Source organism: Nostoc sp., from assembly GCF_036917655.1.
Lineage (GTDB): Bacteria > Cyanobacteriota > Cyanobacteriia > Cyanobacteriales > Nostocaceae > Nostoc.
Map to the genome: position 1 here is coordinate 186,333 of NZ_JBALCY010000085.1, position 23,551 is coordinate 209,883.

Consider the following 23,551-nt stretch of genomic DNA (forward strand, 5'->3'; position numbering starts at 1 on the left):
ATTAAGGATAAATAACAACCTTTGTATAGATACAAAGATTTTGGAATCGATTCTAAAAAAGATTTTAAATCTTACATAAATATTAAGATTAAATGACTATGAAATCAAGACTCAACTACACGAAATCTTATAGTCTATGATGTGTTATACTCCGCCCTACAATCCGTCTTGGTTTTTACAAAACGGTGTGATGATGACTATATACACCGCTTTGTGGGGAAAACGTTACTGGGAAAGTACTACTCCATTACAAGAACCGTCTTATCACGAGAAAATCTTTGTTGGTGGCCAAGGTGTGCCAATTTTTGGCTTGGTTGCTATCCCTGAAAATGCTCATAGCACGATTATCGGTACTTATGGCATTACTGGAGAATTGAAAACAGAATGGTTTTTGAGAGTGCTAGGGCGTAAAGCTTATGCTCAAGGATACGCTGTGGTGTTATTTGATTGGCGGGCCCACGGGAAAACTGCCGAATTGTCCCCGACTCTGACTTCTGATGGTTTGTATGAGGGGGAAGATTTTGTTCGCATCGCCGCCGCTGCTAAGGCAATGGGATGTCCGGGGAAATTTTGGTTTACAGGGTTTTCTTTAGGAGGGCAATTGGCGCTATGGGCGGTGAAGGTGGCTGGTGAGGTGATTAGGGAGCATGGAGATTTAGGGCTAGAAGATAGCGATATTGGCGGTGGTATGGTGATTTGTCCGAGTTTAGATTCAGAGCGATCGCTATCTTATCTAGTTACAAAGCCCTTCGGCAGATATTTGGAAGCAGGGATTGCACAGAATTTAAAAAAACTGGCATGGCGAATCCATGATGCTCATCCTGGAAGCATTGAACCAGCGGCGATTGAACGGGCGAATAGTATTTGGGGTTTTGACAATGAACTAGTAATTAACCGACTAGGTTTTTCTTCTGTGGAAGCATATTACCGAGCTAGTAGTGCTTTACAAATATTGCCGCAAATCTCAAAACCGACTTTGATTTTATATGCTGCTGATGATCCACTTTTTGACCCAGCTATCATACCGGAATTACAAGAAGCCTGCGATCGCAATCCCGCAATAGATTTGTTGCTCACTCAGTACGGCGGCCATGTTGGCTATTTGAGTAGCAAAGAGTGCCAGCGCCAAGTACAAGATTCTGATCCTTGGTGGGCATGGAATAGGATTTTACAATGGTTGGAGGAAAAGCGTAATTCGTAACTACCATAAGCTACATCATAACCAGCATCCCGCAAGCGTACCACACTCATCATCGGGAAATTTTCATTTGCTAAAAATCGCATCACGCTGATTCAGATAAAAACGGTAGCATATACAAAGATTCATCTCGCATACATTCAGCAACAAACATAAACACAGCTTGCACAGCTTGTGGTGTTAAAGTTGGATAATTATCTAAAACTTGCTGTACTGTCTAACCATTAGCAAATAAACCAAGTATAAATTCAACAGATAACCGCGTACCTTTTACCGTTGGTTTACCTAATAATATTTTTGGGTCAGTATGGATATACTGTCGCCAATCCATAATCAATAATTTTTCATAGCAAAGGTAATAATTAAGATTATAACTAAAAAACTTCACTAGCTGGGTCGTGTCTAGGTGCAATGACTGTGGGAATCATAACTAATTACCCGGACTTAATATGCGTTTTCTAACCACATGAAGTACATCAGAGCAAGCTCCTCGCTTGCGGGGAGGGGGTTGGGGGTGGGGTTTTTGTACCTCACTCAACTGAGAACCGCTATAACATTGCAAACCGATACATTAACAATGCAGCCGACACATTAACAATGCAGCCGACGCATTGGCATTGTAAGCCGATGCATTAACAATGCAGCCGACACATTGGCATTGTAAGCCAACGCATTAACAAGGCGGCCGACGCATTGGCATTGTAAGCCAACGCATTAACAAGGCGGCCGACGCATTGGCATTGCAGGGTATTGCCTTTCTTTAATTCGCTACAAATTAAAGAAATGCTGTATTTAGTGTGGTAACGACATAAACTTGTGCATTACAAAAATCACTCTTGCTAAAAAATATCTGCTAATCTTTCACCCAACTTCTAGCGAAAGAAAGAGTTTGAGGCTGAGTATCTCTGTAATCATGAATGCGGACAAGTGTTAACCTGCTTAATAACTGATATGCCGCAATATTTCGGAAAACTCCCCACTACGAACCAACCTTGGACAACTGTTAGCAATGTAAAAGCTGTAACCTGGGACAATAATATTATTAATTTTGACTGTGGCGACTCACGCCTCACCATCAGCGTACTTGCTCCCAATTTAATCCGCGTGCGTTTCGCACAAACTGGGGAATTTATGCCCCGCCGTTCTTGGGCAGTGACGCTAGATGATGCAGAATGGGCGACAACACCTTTTGCAGTAAAGGAAACTGAAGCAACAGTAGAAATTGAAACAGCACAGATTCGTGTGTGTGTCCAGCGAGAAAAGTGTCGCATCGCCTGTTTTGACAAAGCTAATCGTCCCTTTGCCCAAGATGCAGAGATGGGGATAGGTTGGCGGATGGGCGCAGTTGCAGGGTGGAAACAAATTGCAGCCGACGAACATTTTTATGGCTTTGGTGAACGCACAGGCTGGCTGGATAAACTCAGCGAAGTAAAAACCAACTGGACAACAGATGCCTTAGATTATGATGCACTTACTGATGAAATGTACCAAGCAATTCCATTTTTTATGGCTTTGCGCCCCCAGGTAAGTTATGGCATCTTTTTCAATACTACTTTTTGGAGTCAGTTCGATATCGGTGCTGAACAACCAGGTATTTGGAAGATGGAAACTCGTGGCGGTGAATTGGATTATTACATTATCTCCGGCCCCGAACCTGCTCAAATTCTGGAGACTTACACTCAGCTAACTGGGAGAATGCCATTACCGCCGAAATGGGCGCTAGGTTATCATCAATGTCGCTGGAGTTACGAATCAGAAACTGTTGTGCGGGAACTAGCAAAGGAATTTCGCCAACGCCGCATTCCCTGCGATGTTATTCACTTAGATATTGACTATATGCGGGGCTATCGGGTGTTTACCTGGAGTCCTCAGCGTTTCCCCAACGCGGCAAAACTCATCAGTGATTTAGCAAAGGATGGTTTCAAAACAGTCACAATCATTGACCCTGGTGTGAAGTATGAACCAGAAGCCGATTATCATGTTTTTGACCAAGGATTAGAAAACGACTATTTTGTGCGTAAAGCTGATGGTGCGTTGTTCCACGGCTACGTTTGGCCTGAGAAAGCTGTTTTTCCTGACTTTTTACGTCCTGATGTGTCTAACTGGTGGGCTGATTTACACAAAAGCTTAACTGATGTTGGTGTGGCAGGAATTTGGAATGATATGAATGAACCTGCCATAAACGATCGCCCTTTCGGCGATGATGGTGAAAAGATTTGGTTTCCGCTAGATGCACCACAGGGGGGAGATGGGAGAGCAGGGGAAGCAGGGGAAGCAGGGGGAGCAGGGGGAGATGAGGATAATTTTCAATCCAAAATCCAAAATCCAAAATCTAAAATTGACGCGACTCATACAGAAGTGCATAACTTGTATGGGTTGATGATGGCTAAAGCCTGCTATGAAGGGTTGGAAAGGCATCGAAGCTCTGAGCGATCGTTTGTGTTAACGCGATCGGGTTATGCTGGTGTGCAACGCTGGTCTTCTGTGTGGATGGGAGATAACCAATCGTTGTGGGAGCATTTAGAAATGTCTCTGCCGATGCTTTGCAATATGGGACTTTCGGGTGTGGGGTTTGTGGGTTGCGATATTGGCGGGTTTGCTGGTAACGCCACAGCTGAATTATTCGCTCGGTGGATGCAGGTAGGAATGCTTTACCCATTGATGCGCGGTCACTCGGCAATGTCTACTGCTCGTCATGAACCTTGGGTATTTGGCGATCGCGTTGAAAATATCTGTCGAGAATATATTAATCTACGTTATCAACTACTTCCCTATATTTATACTCTTTTTTGGGAAGCGGTAACAACGGGCGCACCAATTTTAAGACCATTATTATACCATTTCCCCAACGATCCGAAAACTTACACTCTCTACGATCAAGTCTTGCTAGGTGCGTCGCTGATGGCTGCACCAATTTACCGCCCTGGAGTTGAGCATCGAGCTGTCTATTTACCCGTCGGCACTTGGTATGATTGGTGGAGTGGCGATCGCTATGAAGGCCCGATTCACATTCTTGCTCATGCACCACTCGAAAGAATGCCACTGTATGTCCGTGGCGGTGCGATCGTTCCTATGCAACCTGTCAGACAATACGTTGATCAAGCCCCACTCGACGAAATCCGATTACGGATTTGGCCTGGTAATAACGAATATCAGCTATTTGAAGATGATGGACACACAAACGAGTTTCAAGACAAGAATTTTTCGCTAACAAATATAAGCGTATTTACAGAGGCAAACCAAATAGTAGTGGAAATTGAAGCCAGAGTTGGGAAATGGACACCACCAACGCGTGAAGTGATTGTAGAACTTGTTGGTGTTGGAGAGCAACGTTTCCAAGATGATGGGAAGCGACATACTCTGCAATTTTGAAATATTCGCAAAGGTGGTTTTTTGAGCCACCATTAATTTCCTACCTTAAATTGTGCAAGAAAAAATATGCATAGAGGTAGATGAAAAGCAAGTCAAGGGGTAGCCTAAAATACAAAGGAGCTAAATAATTAACCCGTAAGAAATACGGAAGTTTACTACGCTAGATAGATGCGGTTAGAGAATACTCAATGTTAAAGGTTAACCGCTTGCGGCTGCAAGATATATTTAAAATCCGTACAAATTCGCTTGTGGCAAAAGTCGCAAGTGCGATCGCTGTTTTTGTTGGCAGCTTGGTACTAGTTGGCTGGTGTATTGGCATTGAAGTTCTGAAGCGCGGCTTCGGTGGTAGTCCTGCCACAATGAAAGTCAACACAGCGCTGTGTTTTGTGCTGTGTGGTGTGTCGCTGTGGCTATTTTTAACAGGAGAGAAAGAGGGAGCAGGGGGAGACAATTCAAAATTATTCCCCTACTTCTCCACTCTCTTAATCTCTAGGGTCTGTGCAATAGCTGTCACCACAATTACTACGCTTACACTCTGTCAATATCTGTTTGGCTGGAATTTCGGCATTGACGAGATGGTGTTCCGTGATTCGCTAACTAGTATAGCGACATCGCATCCAGGGCGAATGGGGGTGAACACAGCAGTGAACTTTATGCTGGTCAGTGTCGCCCTACAGCTTCTGGTTCATCCGAAAACCCACCGCAGTTATTGGTATGCCCAGATTTTTGGTCTGATCGCTACTTTAATTTCCTTTCAGGCGCTCATGGGCTATGCCTATAAAGTGAAAGTTCTCTACGGACTAGCCCCTTACACAACATCAATGGCCTTACACACAGCGGTGTTGTTCAGCTTACTAAGTATTGGCCTTCTGTGGGCGCGAGCAGAACAGGGGTTAATGAGGGTAGTTACAAGTGATACCTACGGCGGCTTACTTGCACGTCGTTTATTAATTGCCGCGATCGCAGTACCTTTTATATTGGGATGGGTAATTGTTGAAGGTCAACGGGCAGGACAATACGATCCGGCTTTTGCAGTATCGGTGTTTGCGATCGTCCTGATTGTAATTTTTACTATTTTGATTTGGCAAAGTGCGGCAGTTATTGAACGCCTCAGCCATCAACGCGATATCTCCGATGGGCTACGCCAACGCGCCCAAGAAGCACTGAGAACCCACGAAGATAAACTGGGGAGTTTTGTAGATGCTAACGTCATCGGTATTCTGTTTGGCGACGTGTATGGCGGTATCCAGCAGGCAAACGATGAATATCTGAGGATGATTGGTTATACGCGGGAGGATTTGTTAGCAGGTAGATTAAGTTGGAGCAATATCACACCACCAGAGTATCTATACTTGGATGAGCGAGGTGTCGCCGAAGCACAAGGAAACACCAACGCTGCTTGTACGCCCTACGAAAAAGAATATATTCGCAAGGATGGTAGCCGCATCCCGGTTTTAGTTGGTTACGTGCTGCTAGGAGAAAAGCGGGAAGAGTCAGTAGCGTTTATCCTCGACTTGAGCGAACGCAAGCAAGCAGAAGCAGAGCAACAAAAATTAGTATCGCTGGTAGAAAATAGCTCTGACTTTATCGGCATCGCCACCCTTGAGGGTCAATTACTCTACATAAATGATGCAGGTCAAAAGCTGGTAGGGCTTGCCAGCCTTGATGAAGTGAGGCAAAAAGCAGTATTAGATTACGTCATGCCCAAAGACAAAGCCTATTTTCAAGAATATATACTGCCGACTGTACTATTAGAAGGGCGCTGGCAGGGAGAATTCTGCTTCCGGCACCTCCAAACAGGTCAACCAATACCAGTTGATTACAACATCTTCACTGTTACAGATAACAACACAGGTCAGCCAATTGCCTTAGCAACTGTGACTCGCAACATCAGCGAGCAAAAACTAGCTAAGGAAAAAATCTTACAACTAAACAAGGATCTACAGCGTCGCATTACTGAGTTACAAACTTTGTTGGAGGTAATTCCCATTGGAATTGGCATTGCCGAAGATCCAGAATGCCAAAATATCAAGGTCAACCCTGCTTTTGCCAAGCAGTTGGGGATATCGTCAGATTCTAATGCCTCCCTCAATGCTCCCTTGTCCGAAAAACCGACAAGCTTTAAATTCTACCGAGAAGGAAGGGAACTGTCAGCAGAGGAACTCCCAATGCAATACTCTGCTACTCATGGTGTCGAAGTTCTGGATTGTGAACTCGATGTCGTCCATGAAAATGGAAAAATCGTCAAACTGTTGGAGTCCGTTGCACCCCTGTTTGACGAACAGGGTAAAACCAGAGGAAGTGTTGGTGCATTTTTAGATATTACGGAGCGCAAACAGGCAGAGGAAGTACTTCTAAATCAGCAAAAATGGCTGGAGGATGTGTTAAATCTGATGCCCAGACCGTTGCTGTTTATCGAACCAGGAACGGCGCGGGTAACTTTTGCCAATCGCTCTGCTGACGAATTAGCTGGCGGGGAATTTCCCAAAGGTGTACCCGCCGCAGATTACCACACAGTTTACCACTATACAGATGCGGCTGGCGATCGCATCCCTAATGAGCAAATGCCAGGAGTGCGGGTTTCCCTTGGCGAACGCCTGAATGGATTGGAGGTAGACTGGCACACTCCTGGTGGTGTGCGCTCTCTACTAGTATTTGCTGATACCCTGCCAGCAATGCACGGTCATCCGGCTACCTGTATCTTGGTTTTCCAAGAGATTAGCAACGTCAAACAGGCAGAAAAAGCCCTCTCGTTAGGTTACAAAAGGCTAAAGCTACTATTCGACACAGCTAACGATTTACTATCAAGCCAGCAACCAGTAGTACTAATCGATAGCGTCTACCGAAAACTCTCACAGCAAATTGGTTTAGATATTTACTTTAACTATTTGGTTGAGGATAACTCTCAGGTAATGCGGTTGGGGTCTTACAGTGGCATTTCTCAGGAAATGGCTAAAGAAATTGAATGTTTGGCATTTGGTGAAGCGGTTTGCGGTACTGTAGCGCTCTCACGCCATCCCATAGCTGTAGAGAATGTGCAGCAATTCACTGACCCGCAAACAGAATTGATTCGCTCTTTAGGCATTACTGCTTATTATGCATACCCATTGATCGCCCAAGGAAGGCTGTTGGGTACTCTTTCTTTTGGCAGCCGCACTCGGTTAAGCTTCACCGACAATCAAAAGGGGATGATGCAAGCAGTATGCGACCAAATAGCGATCGCAATGGAACGGGCTAGTTTAATTGCTTCTTTGCAACAACAAACTGAGCAGTTGCAAGAGGCCAACCGGATGAAGGATGAGTTTCTGGGGATATTATCCCACGAGTTGCGATCGCCCCTCAATGCCATCCTTGCCTGGGCGCAATTACTGCAACGAAGCAAGCTTAATGAAACTCAAATGGCTAGGGCTACGGAGACAATTGAGCGCAATGCTAAAGCCCAAACCCAGCTAATTGAAGACCTGCTGGATATATCGCGGATGATTAGAGGCAAGTTACACCTCAATGTTGGTACTTGTAATTTGGTTCCGATGATTGAGTCAGCGATCGCAACTGTTAAGCTAGCCGCTCAATCTAAGGAAATCGATTTGAGATTTTCCATAATTCCCTCAAAAGAAACGCGAAATGCGCTACCGGGGATACTCCCCGTGGTAACATTCGCGCCAAATTCAGATTGGGGATTAGAAATCAATTGCGAAAATCTAGAATCTCCAGAAACACAATCCCAAACCAATCAACACTTAGAGGACAGCAAGCTTTGCGAAAATTCTCAATTCTTAGTTTCCGGGGATTTCGAGCGCTTGCAGCAAATCATCTGGAATCTGCTATCCAATGCCATCAAATTCACACCCGTAGGAGGACGGGTTGAGGTGCAATTGTCAGTAGTCACTGGCCAAGAAAAACAACAGACAACGGATAAATATGCCCAAATTCAGGTGATTGATACAGGCATTGGTATCAGTCCTGATTTTCTTTCTTACGTCTTTGATCGCTTTCGTCAAGCTGATAGTTCTAGCACTAGAACCTATGGTGGATTAGGACTAGGATTAGCGCTCGTGCATCATTTAGTAGAATTACATGGCGGTACTGTCCACGCAGATAGTCAGGGTAAAGAACAAGGAGCGACGTTTACAGTCAAACTACCACTTCTGAAGAGTCCGCCCCTTCTCCCCTTTGTCCCTTTGCCCCTCTCTCCCTGTCTCCCTGTCTCCCTCTCCCTGTTTGGCGTGCGCGTCCTGGTTGTAGATGACCAAAGCGATACCCGTGAATTCATCACCACAGTCCTCGAACAGTGCCAAGCCGAAGTTCAGGCTGTAGCATCAGTTCAAGAAGCATTGCACGTAATTACACAGTGGAAACCAGATGTTTTAGTCAGTGACATCGGTATGCCCCAAGAGGATGGTTATTCTTTGATCCGCAAACTGCGATCGCAACCACCAGAATTAGGAGGAAATATTCCCGCAGCAGCGTTGACAGCTTATGCTAGGGCAGAGGATCGAATGCGAGCTATACAAGAAGGTTATCAGCTGCATTTACCTAAACCTATTGAGGCAGCTGAGTTAGCTACAGTAGTCGCCAGCCTTGTTGGACGGACTTAGAGAAAATGGGGCATTGGGCAATGCCCTATTCCCCTTTTTCCTAATATCAAAATTTATACAAAATTCCAAGTTTTTCCCAATTACCAAAAAGCAGTTTTTTTCTTTGCAGTTTAGGGTAGTTGGTGAATACCTGCATTAGAGGATGTTTTAAAAGTCCCGTTGTCGGTATCAAAATGTTCTATATCCCTCTAAATCCCCCGATAAATTGGGGGACTTTAATTCCGGTTCCCCCCTTTTTAGGGGGGATCAATTAAGTGCCTAAAATCACAGCCAAACACTTTTCAAACATCCCCTTAGAAAAATATTTATCTGTATATTTTATTTCAATATAAATAATTATTATCTTTTGGGGCGATCGCTATTTAGTAGAAGCGGCTTCAAGAGGCAACGTAATGACTTCTTTCAAAAAGGCTTGCTATTTTCCTGCTTTACTCCATTTTTAAGGCAATACAGTTCAGTTAAAGCCAAAAACCAAAACCAGCGTAGGTTGGGTTTCACTTCCCTACGGGACGCTGTTCGCGAACGTTCAACCCAACCTACAACTATCCTTAACCCAAGCGGATTGATTTTTAAGGGGGTAACTAGAGGTGGGGAGAACTTATTCAAAGCTGATTGGAAGTGACTTCCGAAATAGACAATTTCAGAGTTGTATTTAAATAATGTAACCTGCGTTAATCCAAACAGGGTACATAAATTGTGAATTGGGTATTTTCAGGAGATCGTGTTAAAAATAACACTTATATTTATTGTTATTAGCATGATTGGTTTGTAATATTGACCCAATTTATTCAGATAATCATCTCAAAAATAGATGGTACATCTTCCAACTCCGATAAATCTAACTAATAAACAGTATTTTCTACATTACAATACCTCCTATGAGCGCCCTAACAAAGACATTAGTAAAAACAGTAGCTGCACAACAGTTAGACAGTATTGACCTATATGAATCGAAGCGAGCTGATTTTTTACAAGAAGTAATTGAAGGTTTAGAAGACGGGATATTAATTTTAAGCCGAACTGGTGAAGTAGTTCATGCTAATGCATCTGCTCATCGCCTTTGCTGTCAATTCAATCAAGGCAATTTCAACCAAAATTTTGTACCGCCAGCCATCTGGAATTTTTGTGAATCGTTACTTAGCAGTCGGTATTTATTTTCTGATAAACTCATGATTCTATCGGATGAGATTGTGATTGATAAGTCAAATGTTTTTCGTGTTAGGGTGAGACTGCTAGATTTAGATAGTTTTGAAGTGCCTTGCTTGTTAGTGACCATCGAAAACCAATATGAGTCTGTGAAAAGTTTAGCAATCACTGAAGTTAAAAAATTTGACCTGACACCACGAGAAGCTGAAATTTGGTTTCTCTATAGAAGCAACTACAGCTACAAAGAAATTGCCAGTAAGCTTTATATCACTATAAACACAGTGAAAAAGCACATGAAAAATATTCACACCAAGCGACAAGCATGTCTTGTAGTTGAATAGTAGTATTGCAATCAGAATTGATTTATAAAATGCAAGTCGTTAACTGTATTTTTTCATTCGGTTGTTTGACAACTTGCTTGGGGTCATATCATCAGTAAAGCTAATCAACTAATAGAAGAGGTAATGTCAACCCTGGTATGGGAACAAAAGTTTTACATGGCAACTAAATAATTTTTATAATTCGTTGCACGAGTCGCAAAAAGTAAAATCGTGACAAGTCAGAATAATCTCTAACTGGTCAAATTTTTATGCAAGTTTTAACTACCGAGACTCAGGAGTTTGTTGCAGGCGTAATAAAGTATTGTAAACCTGCTGTTTTAACATAATATTGTTATTTTGTAGTTCTATAGTAATTTTGTTGAACTGATCATAGCTCAAACCATTATCTGCGACAATTTTTTGAGCGCGAGTACAGTAGTTGAAGGCGATATCTTGAGCCTTCTTTGGAAGACCACTTATGCTGTTAGTATCGTTACAAACAATCTTGGGAATTTCTCCATTGCCAATAAGTTTTTTAATTTCTTCAAAGGCATTTTGACGGGCTGGCTCCATTGCTAGCACGGCTTGAGCATAGCTATTGATTTCAGTATTGTTAACTATTGGTGCTGGAGTTTGACCATAAGCTTTTGAACTCAATAAAAAAGCGTTGGAAATCACACCCGCAATAGCGATCGCGCCGAAAAAGAATGATTGGGAAAGGATTCGCTTTCGGCTAGATTGGGAAAATAAATCGGAAATTTTGTTCATATAGTGTGTGACAGAGAACTACATCAGGGATATTATAAGGACTTTGAATTATTTTCGGAGTTGGAAGTTCCAGCAACTGCTCAATACATCAAGCTTTTATATTTGATTGTCAATTTCCTCGGCAGACTTGACAAAGTTCGATTATTTTAGTCTGAAGTGTTGACATTTCTGATGCTCCTTGCTTGAGGCTCACTTCTAACTCCAGTAGTAGAGGTAAACAAGAGATTAACTGTTGCACAGAAAGCAGCCTGATTTCTTGCTGTAAGAAGTAAATCCGTTTGGGATTACCGATATCAGCAGCTTGAGCGATCGCTTGTTGATTGCGCTCACCACTTTCCATCATAATCTTGACCCATACCCAGGTGCGAAATTGTCCAATCAGTGTGGCAACTATCCGTAATCCCGGCTCGGAAGCATTGCTCAAATCTGCCAAGGTTGTCAAAGCTTTAGCTGTATCTCCTGTTCTGATTGCTGCTGCTAATTGTAAGCTATTTTGAGTAGTATTTCTTACTAACTTCGCAACAGTATCTATGTCTAAAGGGTTATTGTTACCTTGGACATATAGCCGCAATTTCTCTAACTCATTGTAGAGAAGCCGTGTATCATTTCCTACTGATTCTGCCAACAACTGGGCAGTATTGGCATTCAATTTCACGCCCACAGTCTGGGCTGCTTGATTAACAGATAGCACCAACAATTCCGTTTTCCAAGGAGGAATGAGCGGAAATTCTCGGAATTCGGTAGCAAACTGTTTTAACAATTTCGTGGATTTGAGGCGTTCATCTGGCTTGTTGCGGCTGGTGAGCAATAAAAATGAGTTTTCGGGAATGACTGGTAGCGATCGCACCAATTCTCCTAACACATTCTCTGGACAGTGCTGACACAGAGTAGTATTTATCAGCCATACCAAGCGCCCACCAGCGCCAAAAGTGGGTGTCATGACCTGATTTAACCCCTGGATTGCAGCATCAGCTTGATCTGGGGGGAATGAAGTGTAGTTAAAACTTATCCATTGGGGATCGAGGACGCGATCGCGCAAAAGAGCGATCGCTTTTTCTATGGCAAAATCATCCTCACCCCAGTAAACATAGATTGGCATAGGTAAACCTCATTGGGTATGGGGCATGGGGCATTGGGCATTGGGCATTGGGAAGAATTCTTATAACTCCTAACTCCTCACTCCTAACTCCTCACTCCTAACTCCTCACTCCTCACTCCTCACTCCCTCATCCCTCACACCCAAAAATTAAATACTTTTAAAATCATTCTGTTAATTAAGGTAATTTTCCCTAAAATCTATCAAGTGAGAGCGTGAGGCTATGAAGATTGGACGACAACTATCAAACTTACTTAAATCGGTTAGCACGATTGACGCTGCCAGAAGCCTACAGATCCCAAGCCCAGCATATTCAGGAATCTTCTAAATTTCAGCCACATTCTGGGTTGAGACAAGCAGCGTCCTTTCCTGGCTATACGCTAATTACCCCGCCCGCAGAAGAATCACAAAACTCTGCTTTCTATGCCAAATTACAGACTTACCAACAGGAACTTTTGCAGCTGCCTGTAAACCGTAACTTGATTGTACCTTTACCTCCTGCTAGCTTCCATCTGACTTTAGCGGATTTAATTTGGGACGGTGCTTACCTTGACGCCTGCGAAAAAAATCCCAAATTTGACGAGGAGTTACACTCTTGTTTAGCAGAAATGTTTCAGCAATATCAACAATTGATGACAAACAGGAGTCATCCGATTAAATGGCAAATGCTGGGACTGATACTGATGCCAAGAGCTGTAGCCGTTTGTTTAGTACCCCAGGATGAACGCTGCTACGAGGAAATTATTAAATTTCGCCGAACAATTTATCAAAATCCCAAGTTAATTGCTTTGGGTATTGAGCAGCATTATCACTTCACAGCCCATGTTACATTAGCCTATTTTGGGGAGGTTTCATCTGACTTAGACCGCACAAGTTTCAGCACAATGCTTTCTGAATTGAATGAACAATGGCTGTTGAATTTGCCAGAGTTTTTGATCAATCGCGTCGAATTGCGAAAGTTTGACAACATGACACGCTATTATCGTCAACCAGACTGGCCGATTTTAGATTTTTAGCTAATTAGTTAGTAGTCAGTAGTTTCCACTGACTACTAACTTTTGAATGCGTGACTTCGGCGGATCGAATGAGCTTTGCCGAACGTCCTTGCGGTACTAGCCTAAAATTCCGGTTGTTGATAAACAAGGTAAACAGCTTCTAAAAATACATCAGGTGTAACACCTTCTAGCAATTTTTCTAAATTAATAATAGCTACAACTTGCTCGGCTAACTTTAGAGAAAGTGAGGTTTTTGCCTTTAATGACATTGCACTACGTCGTTGCAAATACTCACGAATAACAGCAAAATCATCGGGCATCAATGGTGATAAATCGGCAATTTTTACTAACTGTTCATGGAGTATCTTTGCCTGTTCTGAAATTGTCAATGTCGCGGATGCAGTGGGTGTTTGGGCTTGAATTACAATTGTGCCAGCTGCCAAATCACCTAAGCGCTTTTCTCGACGGCTCAACATAATTAAAAAAGCGCCAATAAATAAAGTTTGATCAAAGGGTCGCAGTAAGGCACGTAGCGTTGCTTGTTGTAGCCCGATGAGTCTACCATCATCTCGAACTACGCGAATTTTAGCAATACGTTTACCAGGGGTTTGCCCAAACCATAAGGTTTCAAAAAATACAAAATAGCCGATGTAAATAATAAAACTGGTAAGGAATGCGATCGCCATCAGCCACAAAGTTACTGCGGTACCGAAAATATCTACCCAAAAATCTCCTAACTGGTCTGAAATGATAGACCAAGCTATGATAATTCCCACCAAAATCCCAGTTAAAATGTGATAATCAATGAGCAAAGCCCATGCACGATTTCCGATTCCAGCAAGAGTGAATTCTAGTTCTACACTTTCTGGAGTATTAAATTTAACATTATTGAAAAGGTGCATAATTGTTTTTGTACTGAGGTTTAAATTTCGCGATCGCGTAACTGCAAGCCTAGCCCTTCACGACGAGTCCGCAGGTCATAGTAAATAACAGCTTTAATTGCTTGCCAGAAGGGTAAAATAACTGCATTAACTAAAAACGCTGATACTAATATAAGTAAATAAACCATGACAATAAAGGAAATTGCATTTGTTGAACCATTCATAATATCTGCTGTTGCTTGCTGAAGGAATACTGGCGGAATTAATGCTTGTATAATTCCTCTGATAATTAACTGAATAACTAATTGTAGTGGCATTGGGATCAATAAAGATACTAACAATATTAAAATGATCCGCAAGGCATTTCCTTTACTTAATTCCCAACTGCGGCTAACTGTTGTAATTGGATCAAGATGAGCTTCAATTCCTATTAGTACATCAGCTATAAAAACCCTTGCAGCAAACCAAAAAATAGCCGCCAATACAATAAAAAAAGCCACAATATTTAACAGTGGCAAAATCAAATTTAAGGGCTTTATCCATTGTAAAGTCTGTAAGAGAGATAGTGAAATTACAAAAAATAGTAAAAGTACAAATGAAATCACCAATAGCAAGAGTACAGTTAGTACAAACATCCATAAACGGGGTTTAACTTGACTGCGAGCAGCATTAACAGTTTCTGGTTGATTGACTAATTCACCAAATGCTAATCGTGAAATAATGGCAGCATTAACTAAGAATTTTCCCAATGCATAAAAATACACAATTAGTCCAATTAGCACTACAATCAGCCAAACCAAAAAAGAATTATTATTAAAGCGCAAGTTCCAAGAAAGTGTTATTACCGCAGGAATGAAGAACAAAAATGGCAGCAATGACCACAAATACCCTATTAAAGCCAGGAAAAAGTAGGATTTTAGATGAGAACGATACAACCTCACCGCAGCACTGACAACATTTCCTACACTCAGTGGTTGTATCTGACCGGGAGATCCAAAGTTTTCAGACATAACGTCAAATATTCCTTGAAACTACGGAGATGAATTTGAGGCTATCTTAAGCTAAGTTAAACTTAATGTTCCCAAAATTCATGAATATTCAACGTTGGATTGCGCGACGAGAACCGAATTGGCAGCGCCTGGATGCCCTATTAAGGCAGATAGAAAAAAAAGGGCTAAAGTCCCTACAAGCAGCAGAAATTAGAGAGTTAGCGAGTTTATATCGTTCAGTAGCGGCAGATTTGGCCCGTGCCCGTACTCAGCAAATCGGCAATACTTTGATACAAAGTTTACAATCTTTAACAACTCGTGCCTATACGCAGATTTACCAAGGTTCGCGGCGACAAGAATGGCAGGCAATCCTAGAATTTTACCGCTGGGGATTACCATCTGTAGTTCAGAAAACATTTGCATATATTGCTGCTGCGACGGCGCTGTTTCTAGTGGGGGCACTAGTGGCTTGGTGGTATTCCTGGCAAAATCCCAGCTTTATGTCGTTGATAGTACCTGAAAGCTTGATTACCAAGGTGCGAGATGAGCATAAATTGTGGATGGGGTCAATTGTCGGCGTTGAACCTCTGGCATCCAGCAGTATCATGATCAATAATTTGTCGGTGTCTTTTGGGGCTGTAGCCGGTGGCATCACGGCTGGAGTATACACAGCCTATTTGATGGTATTTAATGGCTTATTGATTGGTGCTGTTGGCACTTTGGTAGGTCAAAATAATCTGGCTTATCTTTTTTGGGCGTTTGTGTTGCCGCATGGTTCCTTAGAATTACCCGCCATCTTTTTTGCTGGAGGTGCGGGATTTTTATTAGCAAGAGCAATTTTATTTCCTGGTAAATATCGCCGTGGGGATGCACTGAAATTCTACGGTTCTCAAGCAGTGCAGCTAGTATTTGGGATTGTACCAATGTTGGTTATTGCTGGTGCGATCGAAGGCTTTTTTTCTCCTAATCCCAGCGTACCTGAGCCGATTAAATATCTGGCAGGAATAGGATTATTTGTACTTTTGGTAATGTATTGTAGCCGCAAGCAAACATGAAATAATTTAAGTGGCGGCGGATTGGTAAATTTAAAAAATATTTTAGAATAAGGTAAATAGTTTTCAGTTAAGACTTCACAAGTTAGGACTTAACTATCTAAAAAAATTCTTATAAGTTGGAGCTACGATAATCATGGTACAAACACCAAATAAAATATTCACCCTAAAAGAGTTTCTCGCACTACCAGAAACTAAACCGTATTGCGAGTACATCGACGGTAAAATCATTCCAAAACCTATGCCTCAAGGAAAACATAGCACTATTCAAGGAGAACTCTGTCCCACAATTAATTCTGTTGTCAAAGTACAAAAAATGGGTTGGGCTTTTCCAGAATTACGTTGCACTTTTGGAGGACGTTCTATAGTTCCCGATGTCGCTGTATTCTCTTGGGCAAGGCTTCCTATAGATGAAAATGGTGATATTGCCAATACATTTGCCGCAGCACCCGACTGGATAATCGAAATTCTCTCTCCCGAACAAAGCCATACAAAAGTTACAAAAAAAATCTTACATGCTCTCAATCACGGGACTCAAATGGGTTGGTTAATTGACCCTGATGAGCGATTCATTGCTGCTTATCCTGCGGGACAACAACCTTTACCTTTTGAGGAGATTGAGTCTGTTTTACCAGTGCCAGAGTTCTGTCAGGGTTTACAGTTGACGGTGGGTGATATTTTTGGGTGGTTAAAGGTGACTACGTAATAAATATTTCGTTCAAGCCAACCTATCTATTCTTGCACTTAAATATGCCAAGACGTACAAATGATATGCCAAAACGTATCATCAGCGAACTATCTGATGAACAAGAGGCAATGCTTCCTTTCTATAGAGACAAATGGCGATCGATACAAATATCAACTGAATCAATTCAGCAAGAAAAAGTCGCAGCAGTAATCAAAGCTGCTTATGCAGTGAGTGATTATCCTGAGCCTGAGATATTATTCTATAGCAGTCCGATGACGGCAATTGAGAAGATTCTTGCTATTGAGAATTTTAAACCGGATCTAGGGCGCAATATCAAAATTAAATTTGGTAAAAGAGTAATAGATCACCTTCAACATGGAATAGGGCAACAGCTTGAACAGCATCTCTTTATCAGGTTGCGGAACCAAGTTCAACATCCTGAATTTCCGTACTACTCAACTCATAGTCATCCACAAGTTTCATACTTTCCGTACACAGGAATATGTCTGTAGCAATCCGATTTGATTTCTGAAATTATTTGCGTAGGGTGGGAATGGGGAGTAGGGAGTGGGGAGTAGGGAAGAAGCCTCTTTGAGTTGTACTGAGTTTTTTCAAAAATCAAATATGAGTTCTATGGAACGTCAACTAATTACTGATCTCGACAAACTTGAACTTGAATTTACTGATATTTCATACTTGACAAGAAGCCTTAGTTGGCCAGCAGAATGGGCGATTTGGGGTTGTATGCTTGATTTGTGTATCTCAGTTCTTAACCTTCAACACGACAAGAACAAATGGAATGTAATTCAAGATTTGATGCAACATTGTGGTTTGATATTGCAATTTGAAAAGGTTTGTATAGTCTGCGATCGCCCTTGTAAGTTGTCTTTTGACGAATGAAAATACGCTTCATGCTGAAGGAGAACCTGCTCTTCAATTTGCTGATGGCTATAGTGTCTATGCTCGCCACGGAAGACATCCTTCTCAACAAGAGCGATATTATGAGGAGCAAGATTCTGATTCTGTGTAGATGCACAGCCTAACAACGAATGATTTAGGATTGCTACTCAATTCCAGGGACTCACTGATAAACACAAATTTTTTCTCTCTCCCAAACTATTGAGGTATAAAAAGTCTGTAAAAGATAAATTTTGGAACATGAATATCTACTAACAGTTTATCTGCTGCATGACTACTGTATAGCTACGTAATTTCCATGAATATCTCCTTTTGGGGGTAACATAGTGAAACAGCGGCGCTGATTTGTACTGTTTTACTTAGTCAAGTTTTGTTTCACACGTATTGGGAATATGAGTAAACTAATTCCAGCCATTAGAGTTAAAAACTTCAGCTTCTATTACGACACTCAAAAGATAGTTGAAGGCGTGTCAATGGATATTTACCAAAACCAAGTCACGGCAATTATTGGTTCTAGTGGTTGTGGCAAGTCTACTTTTATTAAATCGTTAAATCGCATGAGTGAATTAGAAGGAGAAGTGAGGGTTGAAGGAAGAGTAGAATTTTTTGGACAGAGTATTTATGAGCGTCGTGTCAATATCAATCGCTTACGTCGCCAAGTTAGTATGGTTTTTCCCAAACCAAATCTTTTTCCCATGAGCGTTTACGATAATGTTGCCTATGGGGTGAAATTAATTGGATGGCATCCGAAAGTAGAATTAGATGGGATTGTTGAATCTGCCATCAAAGCTGCCGAACTTTGGGATGAAGTGAAAAATAAGCTGCACAAATCTGCTTTAGAGCTTTCTGGGGGTCAACAACAAAGACTATGTATTGCCCGTGCTTTAGCAGTCAAACCGAACGTTCTGTTGATGGATGAACCTTGTTCAGGTCTTGATCCTGTCGGTAGTATGAAAGTTGAGCATCTGATCCATAACTTGCGCTCTGAGTTGACAATTGTGATTGTTACTCACAATATGCAGCAAGTTACTCGCCTATCTGATTTTACGGCTTTCTTTTGTAGTAATGAAAATCGGATTACTCAAATGGTTGAATTTGGTACTACAAATAAAATCTTTACTAACCCCCTGGATTCTCGCACCCGCGACTACGTTTTCGCCCGCGTCAGTTGAAGTGTTTCGATTCTAGCTATTTAGAGGGGTACGACATAGTGCAAGCGGAAATTAGGGGTTAAATTTAACTGCCGCTTGCTTTAAGTTTTTCTTGTGTTGGGCAATATGAACTGACATTTACAGTATTTTTTTATACTATATATTTAAAGGCAAGTATCTGCTCTAGACCACCTGAATCACAAAATGAAATGCCCCCGGTGCGAATCTACTTCATATCGTAAAAATGGTCGTCGGAATGACAAGCAGAATTACCTCTGCAAAAATTGTGGTAAACAATTCCTTGAGGCTGCATTCCCTCGTTCGCTAGAAACTGACTTGCTTGCTAATAACAACGGGCATACTAAAGTCTCTGTGGCTGAAGCGACAGAACCTTCTTTAGTAAAAAACCTGCCAGAAAAAAAAGTCACAGAGAAAAGTCTTGGCTCTTTTAGTTTGACATTAGCTGAAGAACTGCTGGAAACGATATTATCGCCTGATTGGCTAGAATCCGCTGCGTTCAGTCAATTTATCCAAAAATTTCAACAGAAAACGGGAATTCAACATCAATTAGAAGCAGGAATCTCCCTTCTACTTTTGGATGCAGAAAACTTAAAATTAGATGTTAATTCAGAATTATTTTTAGCCAGTGTGTGTAAGTATCCTCTCCAATTTAAAATGGCATTTGCTAACTGGAGAAATCCAAGTATTGGGAAGCAAGATATTGAACTATATAATCGTGGTTATCAACTTGTCCATGTGCCTGAGGGTAAGGATAGTGCTGATGCAAAAATGATTGCATTTGGTGCTTGTGTTTTACGCTCTTATCCAACAGTTAAAGAAATCTTGGTCTGTTCTAGCGATGGAATTTTAATTCACCTCTGTAACGAACTCCAAAACCAGGGATTGATTGTGCATTGGGTACGTAGACAAGGGCAAATTTTGGATATAGAAAATCGGAATACTGGCAAATTAACTCATTATTCTTTGGCAATGGCAACAGAAATTCCATCCTTTGAAAAAGTGGTTGAGCAAATTCAAGATTTAATTAAAAATGAACAAGATTCAATCAATGCACGATTACACAGTTTAGCGACTATTGCGAGTTTATTTCAAGAAAGATCCAATATCAATATTAAACATAATCCCAAGCAAGCAGAAATTGAGGAAATAATCCCTATTATAGATAACTCTTCTGCACAATCTATTCAAGAAGAAAAAAAAGAAGATTCGGCGGAAATTACTAATTCCAAAACATTAGATAAATTACTATTAAAAATTATTCAAGATATACAAATAAAGTCTCCCCAAACTAAATTATCTGTATCCAAGCTAGGTTCAGAGTTACAGAAAATAACTGGAGATTCTCCCAATTCAATTATTAAAAAATTAAAGTTAGGTTCCAATTTTACCAAATATTTAGAATCATCTCCTGCATTTACATTAAAGGCGAGTGGCAAGGAATATGAGGTAACGCCGCTACTCTGCGAGTAAATACTTTCTCAATGTCTACGTACAACCTGAGCCTATAATTCAGTATTATGTAAAAAGATATAAATAAATGTAAATAATCCAATGCAGGATAAAGTTGTTGTCCTTGTCGGTGCTACTGGTGGCATTGGTTCAGCCTTAACACACAAACTTGCGCCCACCAGCGCACGGTTGGTACTAGCTGCGAGAGATGCGGTTCGTTTAACAACACTGGCATCTGATTTACCAGGGCAAGTTTTGACCGTTCCCACCGATATTACTGACCCTCAACAAGTAGATACTTTAATCAAAAAGACCGTCGCTGAGTTTGGTCAAATCGATATTTTGGTGAATGCAGCTGGTGCTGGTATACTCAAGCCTTACAACAGCCTGGAACCCGCTGATCTAGACAAGATGCTAGATGTCAACTTAAAGGGCAGCTTTTACACCACTCAGGCGGCTGCTGAAGAGATGCAAAAGCGCAAGTCTGGTCACATCTGTAACGTAGTTGGAATTCTGGGTAAGCATTCGATGGGGATGGCAGCCGCTTATTCTGCTTCTAAGTTTGGTGTTGTCGGTTTCAGCAAGTGCATTGCAGAGGAACTCAAGCGTTTTGGTATCAAGTTCACGCTATTCTACTTTGGTGGGGTAGATTCTCCTTTCTGGGATAACGTCAACTTAAAAGTAGACCGAAAAAAAATGCTCAGTCCTGAAACTGCTGCCAATGCGATTTTCTTTGCCCTTTCTGCCGAACCGCAAGCTGTGCCAATGGAAATTAACATTCAACCTGATAGTCATTTGTTTTTTTAGAGTGCCAGTACGTCTACATAATTCTTGCCTGGGAAAGACCTGAAAATTTAGCAAAAAAGGCAAAATTTACAGAGATATAAGCTGTTATGCTGGATTTTCAGTATCTATGAAAATTGATCACGTTCATTTCTATGTAGAAGACGCCAAAGCATGGCGGGATTGGTTTGTACACCATCTTGGTTTTCAACCAGTAGCCTCGCGCATCAGTTCATTTCACACTTGTACAGAAGTGGTGAATAGTGGTGCCGTCAACTTTTTGCTATCTTCACCACTGTTGCCTACAAGTCCAGTAGCTGAGTTTCTGCGTCAATATCCACCTGGTGTGGCAGATGTCGCTTTTGCTGTGGAAGATGTAGAAGGCGCGATCGCACTAGCTCAAAAACACGGTGCTACAATTCTACAACCCATCCAGGAACGCCAGGTAGGTACGGCATTCCTCAAGTGTGGCAAAATTGCCGCCTGGGGTGGACTGACTCATACGTTGATAGAAAGGCGCTATGGAGAAATAGGGGAAAGCCTTTGGCAAAGGGGAGAGATTGGCGATAACTCCCCTTCCTCTTCAATTACTGCCATAGATCACATAGTACTGAATGTGGCAGTTGGTGAATTGGATCGTGCCGTCGCTTGGTATGAAAATATCCTAGATTTTCAACCCCAGCAGGCATTTAAAATTAAAACCGATCGCTCTGCTTTACACAGCCAGGTGATGGTTTCGCGCAACGCTCTGGTTCAATTGCCAATTAATGAACCCGCTTCCAGCAATTCCCAAATTCAGGAGTTTCTCGATGTCAACCGGGGGCCAGGAATTCAACATATTGCCTTACAAACGACTAATCTTGTGAGTGCGATCGCTAAATTTCGTGCCAGTGGTCTATCCTTACTCTCAGTTCCCCAAACCTACTACTCGCAACTAAAACAGCGTCCAGGATTGCCTCTATCACTTTTAGAACTGGAAGCGATCGCTCAACAGGAAATTTTGGTGGATTGGCAAGAATATAATCCCGTAGGGGCACAACAAACTGCACCCCTACTACTGCAAATTTTCACCCAGCCCATTTTTGAACAACCGACATTTTTCTTTGAGTTTATTGAGCGCCGTTTCCAAGCTAAAGGTTTTGGCGAAGGTAACTTTCGCGCCTTATTTGAAGCTATTGAAAGCGAACAAATCAAACGCGGTACCCTGCAATGATGCCTTAGCTAGACTTGATGCTCTCGAAAAATAGCCATACATCTGAGATATTTTTAATAAAAATTAACATTTTCCGCCGATGCTAAGACTGATTACTGACTTCGACGGCCCAATTATTGATGTTTCCGAACGGTACTACCGTGTTTATCAATTCTGCTTGGAGAAAACCCGTCGCCCAGACCAAGTAGTGCAAGAACTTCCGAAAGCGGAATTTTGGCAGTTGAAGCGATCGCGTGTTCCCGAAAAACAAATCGCCTTAAATTCTGGGTTAGACGAAGCTCAAGCCCAAGAATTTGCCCAGTTGCGGCGGCAAACTGTGCATACAGAAGCTTATTTCAACTATGACACTCTCGCGCCTGGTGCTGTGGATGCACTGTTAAAAATTCAACAAGCTGGAATTGATTTGGCAGTTATGACCATGCGCCGAGTTCGAGAACTAGATTATGCCTTTAAAAAACACGATTTAGGGAGATTTTTCCCGGAAAATCGTTGTTATTGCCTAAGCAACGACTACATTAAAACTCGCGATATTGAAGATAAGCCTTTGTTGATGGCTAGGGCATTAGAGGAACTGCCCCCTGCCGCTGATACCTGGATGGTGGGAGATACCGAAGCCGACATCACCGCGGCTAAAAATTATGGTGTTAAGGTAATGGCTGTAGAATCTGGCATCCGCGATCGCACCCAATTGGAACTTTACCACCCCGACTTAATCGTTAAGGATTTCAGCGCTGCTGTAGATTTAGTCCTAAAACCTAAACACCTTGTCTAGAAAGGCTCTCTAGCTGCAACAAATTGAATTAATCGGCATTCTAGGTTGCAAATTAAAATAGGAGTCAGAATAGGTATTCTGACTCCTGACTATCTTATTTGAGAAGAACACACATAAACCATGTCTTCTTTATAGAAACTT

Annotated in this window: 20 protein-coding genes; 15 read left to right on the forward strand and 5 right to left on the reverse strand. The window is 41.8% G+C overall.

The annotated features are described in order from the left end of the window. The first annotated feature begins 136 nt into the window (after positions 1-136). Positions 137-1,201, forward strand: coding sequence for a YheT family hydrolase (locus V7K30_RS32750; protein WP_335006544.1), 1,065 nt, complete (start codon positions 137-139; stop codon positions 1,199-1,201). A gap of 214 nt (positions 1,202-1,415) precedes the next feature. On the opposite strand, the gene V7K30_RS32755 is transcribed toward V7K30_RS32750, so the two are convergent. Next, positions 1,416-1,529, reverse strand: coding sequence for a DUF433 domain-containing protein (locus V7K30_RS32755; RefSeq protein WP_335006546.1), 114 nt, complete (start codon positions 1,527-1,529; stop codon positions 1,416-1,418). Between the two features lie 620 nt (positions 1,530-2,149). Between V7K30_RS32755 and V7K30_RS32760 the strand changes: the two genes are divergently transcribed. The 3 genes from V7K30_RS32760 (at position 2,150) to V7K30_RS32770 (ending at position 10,655) form a co-directional block, all read left to right on the forward strand. Beyond that, the gene (locus V7K30_RS32760) at positions 2,150-4,570 is read left to right on the forward strand and encodes a glycoside hydrolase family 31 protein (protein ID WP_335006548.1); all 2,421 of its coding nucleotides are present in this window, start codon (positions 2,150-2,152) and stop codon (positions 4,568-4,570) included. Between the two features lie 188 nt (positions 4,571-4,758). Further along, on the forward strand, positions 4,759-9,168 hold the full coding sequence (locus V7K30_RS32765) for a PAS domain S-box protein (RefSeq protein WP_335006550.1): 4,410 nt from the start codon (positions 4,759-4,761) through the stop codon (positions 9,166-9,168). Positions 9,169-10,046: 878 nt separating this feature from the next. Continuing rightward, the gene (locus V7K30_RS32770; RefSeq protein WP_335006552.1) at positions 10,047-10,655 is read left to right on the forward strand and encodes a helix-turn-helix transcriptional regulator; all 609 of its coding nucleotides are present in this window, start codon (positions 10,047-10,049) and stop codon (positions 10,653-10,655) included. Positions 10,656-10,916: 261 nt separating this feature from the next. On the opposite strand, the gene V7K30_RS32775 is transcribed toward V7K30_RS32770, so the two are convergent. Continuing rightward, positions 10,917-11,402, reverse strand: coding sequence for a DUF4168 domain-containing protein (locus V7K30_RS32775; RefSeq protein ID WP_335006554.1), 486 nt, complete (start codon positions 11,400-11,402; stop codon positions 10,917-10,919). Between the two features lie 109 nt (positions 11,403-11,511). Beyond that, positions 11,512-12,501, reverse strand: coding sequence for a DNA polymerase III subunit delta (gene holA / locus V7K30_RS32780; RefSeq protein WP_335006556.1), 990 nt, complete (start codon positions 12,499-12,501; stop codon positions 11,512-11,514). 227 nt (positions 12,502-12,728) lie between these two features. Between holA and V7K30_RS32785 the strand changes: the two genes are divergently transcribed. Beyond that, positions 12,729-13,514: a DUF1868 domain-containing protein gene (locus tag V7K30_RS32785; protein ID WP_335006558.1), complete on the forward strand. Its 786-nt coding sequence runs from the start codon at positions 12,729-12,731 to the stop codon at positions 13,512-13,514. Between the two features lie 101 nt (positions 13,515-13,615). Here V7K30_RS32785 and V7K30_RS32790 read toward each other — a convergent pair whose 3' ends face one another. Next, on the reverse strand, positions 13,616-14,395 hold the full coding sequence (locus tag V7K30_RS32790; RefSeq protein WP_335006560.1) for an RDD family protein: 780 nt from the start codon (positions 14,393-14,395) through the stop codon (positions 13,616-13,618). 20 nt (positions 14,396-14,415) lie between these two features. Continuing rightward, the gene (locus V7K30_RS32795; RefSeq protein WP_335006562.1) at positions 14,416-15,384 is read right to left on the reverse strand and encodes a DUF975 domain-containing protein; all 969 of its coding nucleotides are present in this window, start codon (positions 15,382-15,384) and stop codon (positions 14,416-14,418) included. Positions 15,385-15,464: 80 nt separating this feature from the next. Here V7K30_RS32795 and V7K30_RS32800 point away from each other — a divergent pair, with 80 nt between their 5' ends. The 10 genes from V7K30_RS32800 (at position 15,465) to V7K30_RS32845 (ending at position 23,410) form a co-directional block, all read left to right on the forward strand. Next, entirely contained in the window at positions 15,465-16,418 is a 954-nt protein-coding gene (locus tag V7K30_RS32800; RefSeq protein ID WP_335006564.1) for a stage II sporulation protein M, read from the forward strand. A gap of 133 nt (positions 16,419-16,551) precedes the next feature. Further along, positions 16,552-17,121 carry a Uma2 family endonuclease gene (locus V7K30_RS32805; RefSeq protein WP_335006566.1) on the forward strand — a complete coding sequence of 190 codons (570 nt, stop codon included), beginning with the start codon at positions 16,552-16,554 and terminating at the stop codon, positions 17,119-17,121. Between the two features lie 65 nt (positions 17,122-17,186). Further along, positions 17,187-17,615, forward strand: coding sequence for a hypothetical protein (locus V7K30_RS32810; RefSeq protein WP_335006568.1), 429 nt, complete (start codon positions 17,187-17,189; stop codon positions 17,613-17,615). 112 nt (positions 17,616-17,727) lie between these two features. After that, on the forward strand, positions 17,728-18,003 hold the full coding sequence (locus tag V7K30_RS32815; protein WP_335006569.1) for a hypothetical protein: 276 nt from the start codon (positions 17,728-17,730) through the stop codon (positions 18,001-18,003). After that, positions 17,993-18,133, forward strand: a complete 141-nt coding sequence (locus V7K30_RS32820; protein ID WP_335006571.1) for a hypothetical protein — start codon at positions 17,993-17,995, stop codon at positions 18,131-18,133. The genes V7K30_RS32815 and V7K30_RS32820 overlap by 11 nt, the downstream gene beginning before the upstream one ends. 280 nt (positions 18,134-18,413) lie before the next feature. Beyond that, complete coding sequence (locus tag V7K30_RS32825; RefSeq protein ID WP_335006573.1) at positions 18,414-19,193, forward strand: phosphate ABC transporter ATP-binding protein; 780 nt, start codon at positions 18,414-18,416, stop codon at positions 19,191-19,193. A gap of 183 nt (positions 19,194-19,376) precedes the next feature. Then, positions 19,377-20,663: an IS1/IS1595 family N-terminal zinc-binding domain-containing protein gene (locus V7K30_RS32830; protein ID WP_442941130.1), complete on the forward strand. Its 1,287-nt coding sequence runs from the start codon at positions 19,377-19,379 to the stop codon at positions 20,661-20,663. Between the two features lie 81 nt (positions 20,664-20,744). Next, the gene (locus V7K30_RS32835) at positions 20,745-21,449 is read left to right on the forward strand and encodes an SDR family oxidoreductase (protein WP_335006577.1); all 705 of its coding nucleotides are present in this window, start codon (positions 20,745-20,747) and stop codon (positions 21,447-21,449) included. A gap of 106 nt (positions 21,450-21,555) precedes the next feature. Continuing rightward, the gene (gene hppD / locus V7K30_RS32840) at positions 21,556-22,638 is read left to right on the forward strand and encodes a 4-hydroxyphenylpyruvate dioxygenase (protein WP_335006578.1); all 1,083 of its coding nucleotides are present in this window, start codon (positions 21,556-21,558) and stop codon (positions 22,636-22,638) included. Between the two features lie 79 nt (positions 22,639-22,717). Then, complete coding sequence (locus V7K30_RS32845; protein ID WP_335006580.1) at positions 22,718-23,410, forward strand: HAD family hydrolase; 693 nt, start codon at positions 22,718-22,720, stop codon at positions 23,408-23,410. Positions 23,411-23,551 lie beyond the last annotated feature (141 nt).